Consider the following 7,350-nt stretch of genomic DNA (forward strand, 5'->3'; position numbering starts at 1 on the left):
TGTAGGAGCGGCGCGAGCCGCGACCGCGAAACCGCGCGTGCGTCGGCGGCTGCGATTCGCGTCGCGCCTGCATCGCTTCAGTAGGGCGCAGGCGGCTCAGTGACGCACTTGCGCGCGGCAGTAGTCGCGCAGTTCGTCCGGCGGCAGGCCGGGCGCGAACAGGAAGCCTTGGCCGATCAGGACGCCGAGTTCGCGCAGGAACGCGCGCTGGCGCTCGGTCTCCACGCCTTCGGCGACCAGCCCGAGGCCGAGGCTGCGGGCGATGCCGGTGACCGCCTGGCAGACCGCCACGTCGGACTGGTTGTCCGGCACGCCCTGGACGAACAACTGGCTCAGCTTGAGCCCGTGGATCGGCAGGCGGCGGATGTAGTTGAGCGCGCTGTAGCCTTCGCCGAAGTCGTCGATCGACAGGCTCACCCCGAGTTCGCGCAGGCGGGCGAAGGTGCGCACGGTGTCGGGCGCGTCTTCGATCAGCACGCGTTCGGTGAATTCCAGTTCCAGCGCGCTGCCGGGCAGGCCGTGTTCGGCCAGCGCGGCGGCGACGGTGTGGCCGAGGTCGTCGCCGAGGAACTGGCGGTAGGAGACGTTGACCGCGACGCGCTCGATCGCCAGGCCCTGGTCGCGCCATTGGCGCAACTGGCGGCAGGCCTCGTGCAGCACCCAGCCGCCGATGCCGACGATGTCGCCGGTGGTCTCGGCGTGGTCGATGAAGCGGTCCGGACGCATCTCGCCGAGCGAGCGGTTGCGCCAGCGGATCAGCGCCTCGGCGGCGACCACGCGGCCGTCGTGCAGGTTCACCTGCGGCTGGTAGACCAGGTGGAACTCGTCGTTGTGCACGGCGCGGCGCAGGTGGGTTTCCAACTGCAGCCGGTACAGCTGCTGCTCGGCCAGTTCCGGGGTGAACGCCTGCCAGCTGTTGCGGCCGCGGCGCTTGCTGTCGTACATGGCGACGTCGGCGCTCTGGATCAGCTGCTGCGCGGTGCGCCCGTCCAGCGGCGCCTGGGCGATGCCGATGCTGGCGGTGATGCTGAATTCCTCGCCGTCGACGCGAAAGCTGTCGCCGAAGATCTCCAGGATCGCGTCGGCCAGACGCTCGGCGCGGGTGGCGTCGCCGTCGAGCGAGCACACCACCAGGAACTCGTCGCCGCCGAAGCGGGCGATCTGGGCCTGGTCGCCGACCGCGTGGCGGATGCGCCGCGCGGCCGAGGCCAGCAGGCGGTCGCCGGCGGCGTGGCCGAGGATGTCGTTGACCACCTTGAAGCGGTCCAGGTCGATGTACAGCACCGCCAGCGGCGCGTGCGGGAACGCGTCGAGGCGGCGTTCCAGGTCGTCGAGCACGGCGTCGCGGTTGAGCAGGCCGGTCAGCGGGTCGCTGCGCGCCTGGATGCGCAGCTGTTCTTCTTCCTGCTTGCGTTCGGTGATGTCCTGCAAGGTCCCGGTCAGGACCTGGCGGATCACGTCGCCGGCGCCGGCGTCGGCGATCGCGCGCACCCAGAAGCCGCTGCCGTCCGCGCGCAGGCCCTGCAGCTCCAGGTCCAGGCTGCGGCCGCCGGCGATGGTGCGTTCCAGCGCATTGCGCAGGCGGTGGCGGTCCAGCGGCTGCAGGCACTCGATCAGCTCCTCGATCCGCGCCGGCGCCGGGTCGCGGCCGAGGATGCGCTGGGCCTCGAAGGTCAGGTAGAGCCGGTCGCGGCCGGCGTCCCATTCCCAGCCGCCGATCTGGGCCAGGGCCTGGGCGCGGTCGAACAGGGCGCTGTCGCGCTTGAGTTCGGTGATGTTGGAGAACAGCGCGAACACCTGGTCGGGGCAGTCGCCGCCGGGCGGGAACTGCGGCACCGCGGTGATCGACAGCCAGATCAGTTCGCGGCGGCTGCGGTGGTACAGCCCGAGCACGGTGCTGCCGACCACCGCGCCGGTGTCCAGGGCGATGCGCGAGGGGTATTGCTCCGGCGCCAGTTCGTGGCCGCGCTCGTCGACCACCATCCACTGGCCCGAGCGCAGCTCGTCGGCGATGCTCTGGCCGCTGTGCAGCGACAGCAGGCTCATCGCCGCGCTGTTGGCGTAGACGATGCGCAGCGAGTGGTCCTGCACGATCAGGCCGCGGTCGATGGACTCGACCAGCTCGCGGAAGCGCAGTTCGTCCTCCTGGCGGGTGCTGAGGTCGCGCGCGACCGCGACGATGCGGCGCTCGCCGTCGTGGACGAAGCCGGCCGAATGCACTTCCACCGGGAAGCGGGTGCCGTCGCCGCGCTTGTTGGTGACTTCGACGAGGTAGCTGTCGCCGCGGTTGAGGGTTTCCCACACCGGCGCGAGGTGGTCCTTGGGCAGCTCCGGATTGAGCACGTGGATCGGCTGGCCGAGGATGTCCTCGCGCCGGCGCCGGTGCGCGTCGGTGCCGTGGCGGTTGATTTCGACCACCGTGCCTGCTTCGTCGAGCACGGTGACCAGGTCGGGGATGGCGTCGAACGCCTCGCGGAACAGCGCGGCCTGGCCGCGTTCGCGGCGCAACGCATCGGCGGCGCGCTGCAGGTCCTCGCGCAGCGGCGCGGGCAGGCGCGGGTCGCGCAACGCCGCGTCCAGCGCGGCGAGCGCGTCCTGCGGCGCGGCCCCGTCGGCGGCGCCTGGCCGGTCGTCGGCGGGCGGTGCGGGCTTCACGCCGCGGCCAGCGCCTTGCCGACCTTGCTGCCGGTCTCGCGGCCGAGCAGGGCGGCCAGCCAGCGGCCGGTGTCGGCCAGCGCGTCCATGTCCACGCCGGTGCTCACGCCCAGGCCGTGCAGCATGTAGACCACGTCCTCGCTGGCGACGTTGCCGCTGGCGCCCTTGGCGTAGGGACAGCCGCCGGTGCCGGACACGGCCGAATCCACCACCGCCACGCCTTCTTCCAGGCAGGCCAGGATGTTAGCCAGCGCCTGGCCGTAGGTGTCGTGGAAATGCACGGCCAGCGCGGCCAGCGGGACTTCGGCCGCGACCGCCTTGAACATCGCCCGGGCCTTGCCCGGCGTGCCCACGCCGATGGTGTCGCCGAGCGATATCTCGTAGCAGCCCATATCGAACAGCGCGCGCGCCACCCGCACCACGTCGGCGACCGGCACCGCGCCCTGGTAGGGGCAGCCGAGCACGGTGGAGACGTAGCCGCGCACGGCCACGCCGTCGGCCTTGGCGCGCGCCATCACCGGCGCGAAGCGCGCCAGCGATTCGTCGATGGAGGCGTTGATGTTCTTGCGGTTGAACGCCTCGGAGGCGGCGGTGAACACCGCGATCTCCTCCACGCCGACGGCGCGCGCGCGTTCGTAGCCTTGTTCGTTGGGCACCAGCACCGGGTAATGCACGCCGGGCCTGCGCGCGATGCCGGCGAAGACCTCGGCGGCGTCGGCCAGTTGCGGCACCCACTTGGGGCTGACGAAGCTGGTGGCCTCGATGCTGCGCAGGCCGGTGGCCGAGAGCCGGTCGATCAGGGCGATCTTGTCGGCGGTGGCGATATGGGTCTTTTCGTTCTGCAGGCCGTCGCGCGGGCCGACTTCGACGATGCGCACGGACGCGGGCGGGGTAGCGGGCTGGTTCATGGAGAATCCTGGCGGGCGGCCTTGGCGCGTTGGAACACCATGGCCTTTCTGTCGGTGTCGTACAAGAGATTCAGGCGTTGGGCGAGGGTATCGCGCAACTGCTCGGGCGTGCCCTGGACCAGGGCGAAACGGTCCTGGAGCCGGCGTCCGGCGAGCCCGCCGCGGGCGATCGCGTCGAGCGCGCGCTGCGAATCGGGCAGCCAGGCGTCCAGCCCGTTCGGGGTGAGGCGGTACAGCACCAGGAACACCGAGCCCTTGGGCGCGGTGCCGGCGAGGCTGCCGGCGTCGGCGCCGATGGCGCGCTGGGCCTGCTCGGGGGTGAGCGCGATGTAGCGGTCCTGGCCGATGGCGAAGCCGCTCAGGTCCAGCGCCACCGGCCGGTCGTCCATGCCCGGCCAGTCCTCGGTGTGGCAGCGCGCGTCGATGCGTACGGTCTTGCTGAGGTTGCCGCCGGCCTTGACCGTCCAGGTGCCGGCCAGGTCGGGGTCGCAGCGCAGCTCGGCGACCGGGGCGCGCTCGAAGGCGACGCAGGCGGACAGGCCGGCCAGCAGCGCGGCCAGGGCCAGGCGCCGGACGGCGCGGGACAGGGAAGGGGTCGGCAGGTTCATGGCGGCTTTGCGCAGGAAAAAAGCATCCAACGGGACAAACGTGAAATGGCGGCGCCGGCCGGCCGCGCAAGCGCGAAATGGCCCGGTTGCGGCGACACAGCGTTGCGGGGCGGCGGGCCGGACCGGCGCCGACCCGGCAGCGAAGGCCACGTGGCGCGCGATTCGGCGGGCCCGCAGCCACCGCATTCGGCCGCCGCCGGGCCCGCGGCCGCGCAAGCGATCCTGGCGCAGCCTGCGGCCGCGCGACCGATCCCGGCCGAACCCGCGCCGGCGCGCAGCGCGCCGGCGGCGGCATCGGCCGTGGCTCAGGCGCTTTCCAGCGTCGCCAGCACCGCGTCGGCCTCGACGAAGTCGCCGGCGGCGGCGCGGATCTCGGCGATGGTGCCGGCGCGCGGGGCCTTCAGGCTCAGCTCCATCTTCATCGCTTCGATCACCATCACCTCCTGGCCGGCCTCGACCGCATCGCCCGGGGCGGCCTTGACCACCACCACCCGGCCCGGCATCGGTGCGTTGACGCTGTTGCCCGAACCGCCGGCGGCGCTGCTTTCGTGGCGGTACACCGGCACCGCGTCCAGGCGCAGGCGGCGCTCGCCGTCGTGCACGACCACGCGCGCGCCGTCGCCGAGCGCGCGCAGGCGGCGGGCGCGGCCGTCGATGCGCAGGCTCAGTTCGTCGCCGGCCAGGCGCGCGCCGCGCACCTCGACCGTGGCCGCGCCGATGCCGTCGATGCGGTAGTCGCCGGCGCTGCCCTGCGCCGACAGTTCCAGGCGCTGGTCGCGGCGCACGAAGGCCAGGCTGCGGCGACCGCCGTGGCCCAGGCGCCAGCCGTCGGCGACGGCCCAGGGCGAGGTCGGATCGTTCGAGGCCGCGGCATCGGCGCGGGTGCGGCGCTCCTGCGCCAGCAACTCGGCCACCGCGGCGCCGGCCAGCAAGTCGGCGTCGCCGGCCTCGTCGGCGTGCGCGGCGGGCATGAACTCGTCCAGGTGGCGGTCGAGGTAACCGGTGTCGATGGTGCCCTCGACCACCGCCGGATGCCGCGCCAGCCGTTCCAGGAACTCGATGTTGGACTTCGGCCCGGCGATCTCGCTGTCGGCCAGCGCCGCGCGCAGCCGCGCCAGCGCGCGCGGGCGGTCGGCGTCGGAGACGATCAGCTTGGCGATCATCGGGTCGTAGAAGATCGTCACCGTGTCGCCTTCGACCACGCCCGAATCCAGCCGCACGTGGGCGTCGGCGGCCGCCAGGCGCAGGCGTTCGAGCTTGCCCGAGCCGGGCAGGAAGCCGGCTTCCGGGTCTTCGGCGTACAGCCGCACCTCGATCGCGTGGCCGCGTTGGACGATCGCGTCCTGCGCCAGCGGCAGCGGTTCGCCCGCGGCCACGCGCAGCTGCCATTCGACCAGGTCCAGGCCGGTGACGAGTTCGGTGACCGGGTGCTCGACCTGCAGGCGGGTGTTGATCTCCATGAAATAGAAACCGCCGTCCTGGCCGACGATGAATTCGACCGTGCCGGCGTTGACGTAGTCGATGGCGTGGCCGGCCTGGACCGCGGCGGCGCCCATCTGCGCGCGCAGTTGCGGGGTCAGGAACGGCGAGGGCGATTCTTCCAGCACCTTCTGGTAGCGGCGCTGGGCCGAGCATTCGCGCTCGTTGAGGTGGATCACCTGGCCGCTGTCGTCGCCGAAGATCTGGATCTCGATGTGGCGCGGGCGCTCGACATAGCGCTCCAGCAGCACCCGGTCGCGGCCGAAGGCGTTGCGCGCCTCGCGCTGGCAGCTTTCCAGGTTGGCGGCGAACTCGCCCGACTCGCGCACGATGCGCATGCCCTTGCCGCCGCCGCCGTGGGCGGCCTTGATCATCAGCGGATAGCCGATGGCGTCGGCCTCGCGCTGGAGCAGGGCCGGGTCCTGGTCCTCGCCGGTGTAGCCCGGCACCACCGGCACGCCGGCGGCCTGCATCAGCTCCTTGGCGCCGGCCTTGCTGCCCATCTTGCGCATCGACGCCGCCTTGGGGCCGATGAAGGCGATCCCGGCGGCCTCGACCGCGTCGGCGAAGTCGGCGTTCTCGCTGAGGAAGCCGTAGCCGGGGTGGATCGCCTGCGCGCCGCAGCGGCGGGCGACCTCGATGATCGCGTCGCCGCGCAGATAGCTCTCGGCCGGGCGCGGACCGCCGATGGGATAGGCCTCGTCGGCCTGGCGCACGTGCTGGGCGTCGGCGTCGGCCTCGGAATAGACCGCGACGGTGCGGATGCCGAGCGTGCGGCAGGTGCGGATCACCCGGCAGGCGATTTCGCCGCGATTGGCGATCAGGATCTTCTCGAACATGGGCACTTCGCAGGTCGGTGGCGCGGACGCGCGTGGAAGGGAAGGCGGACGGCCGCGGCGGCGGGCCGGCGCGATGGGGGGATTTTGGCCGAAGGCGGGCCGGCTGTCGCCTCGGCAGTGCGATGGCGGGCGGGGTTTGCGCGACAGGATGCCCGGTTATGTGGTTCGGGCGTGTGTTGTGGGCGCCATACGGGGTGGTGCTGAAGAGGCGGGGTGGTGGCCGTTGGCGGTGGTTGAGGTGATGTCTGGCGCTGTTGTTGGTTTGCCGTGAGAGGCGCCGGTGCCAGTACCGTTGCCGCTGACGCTACCGGTACTGACGCCATCGCCATCGCTGTTGCTGTTGGCTTTGACGCAACCCCACGCGAAGCCCACGTTCCGCAGACCCGGAGGGCGCGCGCATGGATGCGCGCGTGCGCCGTAGGGGCAGGACGCCCCTTACGGCGCATCCCGGCGTCGGGTGCTGGACTTAGTGGCTTGTGACTTTAGACAAGCGTTTTTCTTTGGTTACTTTCTTTTGGCGCGCTGCCAAAAGAAAGTAACTCGGCCGCTTGCGGACGAAAGCCTTTGATTGTCGCTTGTCGTCACTCGTTCGTTAACGACGGCAGCAGAGTTGCGTATCCGACTGTAGGAGCGGCGCAAGCCGCGACCGCGACAACACAACTTACGACGAAACTTACGCAATCGCCGCGATGGCGCGGTCGCGGCTTGCGCCGCTCCTACAGAGGGCGTGCCGCGGTGGGTTCGGCCTTTGCGTGTGCGTACGCTTGACGACAAGCGAAGATCCAAAGCTTCCGTCCGCAAGCGGCCGGGTCACTTTCTTTGTCCAAAGCAACAAAGAAAGTAACCAAAGAAAGTGCTTTT

General features: G+C 71.3%; 4 protein-coding genes. All 4 read right to left on the reverse strand.

Annotated elements, in window-relative coordinates; genetic code table 11:
* Nucleotides 1-96 precede the first annotated feature (96 nt).
* The gene (locus BLV01_RS13905; RefSeq protein WP_091800555.1) at nt 97-2,655 is read right to left on the reverse strand and encodes a sensor domain-containing protein; all 2,559 of its coding nucleotides are present in this window, start codon (nt 2,653-2,655) and stop codon (nt 97-99) included.
* Complete coding sequence (locus BLV01_RS13910) at nt 2,652-3,563, reverse strand: hydroxymethylglutaryl-CoA lyase (protein WP_091800559.1); 912 nt, start codon at nt 3,561-3,563, stop codon at nt 2,652-2,654. Before BLV01_RS13910 ends, BLV01_RS13905 begins: the two co-directional genes overlap by 4 nt.
* Complete coding sequence (locus tag BLV01_RS13915) at nt 3,560-4,171, reverse strand: hypothetical protein (protein WP_091800562.1); 612 nt, start codon at nt 4,169-4,171, stop codon at nt 3,560-3,562. Before BLV01_RS13915 ends, BLV01_RS13910 begins: the two co-directional genes overlap by 4 nt.
* Nucleotides 4,172-4,476: 305 nt before the next feature.
* On the reverse strand, nt 4,477-6,489 hold the full coding sequence (locus BLV01_RS13920) for an acetyl/propionyl/methylcrotonyl-CoA carboxylase subunit alpha (RefSeq protein WP_091800565.1): 2,013 nt from the start codon (nt 6,487-6,489) through the stop codon (nt 4,477-4,479).
* Between the last annotated feature and the right edge of the window lie 861 nt (nt 6,490-7,350).

This window comes from Lysobacter sp. yr284 (assembly GCF_900107375.1).
In the GTDB taxonomy this organism is placed as follows: domain Bacteria; phylum Pseudomonadota; class Gammaproteobacteria; order Xanthomonadales; family Xanthomonadaceae; genus Lysobacter.

Coding starts and splice junctions, on each gene's coding strand:
- BLV01_RS13910 (WP_091800559.1), bottom strand. CDS start 3,563: ATGAACCAGCCCGCTACCCCGCCCGCGTCCGTGCGCATCGTCGAAGTC.
- BLV01_RS13915 (WP_091800562.1), bottom strand. CDS start 4,171: ATGAACCTGCCGACCCCTTCCCTGTCCCGCGCCGTCCGGCGCCTGGCC.
- BLV01_RS13920 (WP_091800565.1), bottom strand. CDS start 6,489: ATGTTCGAGAAGATCCTGATCGCCAATCGCGGCGAAATCGCCTGCCGG.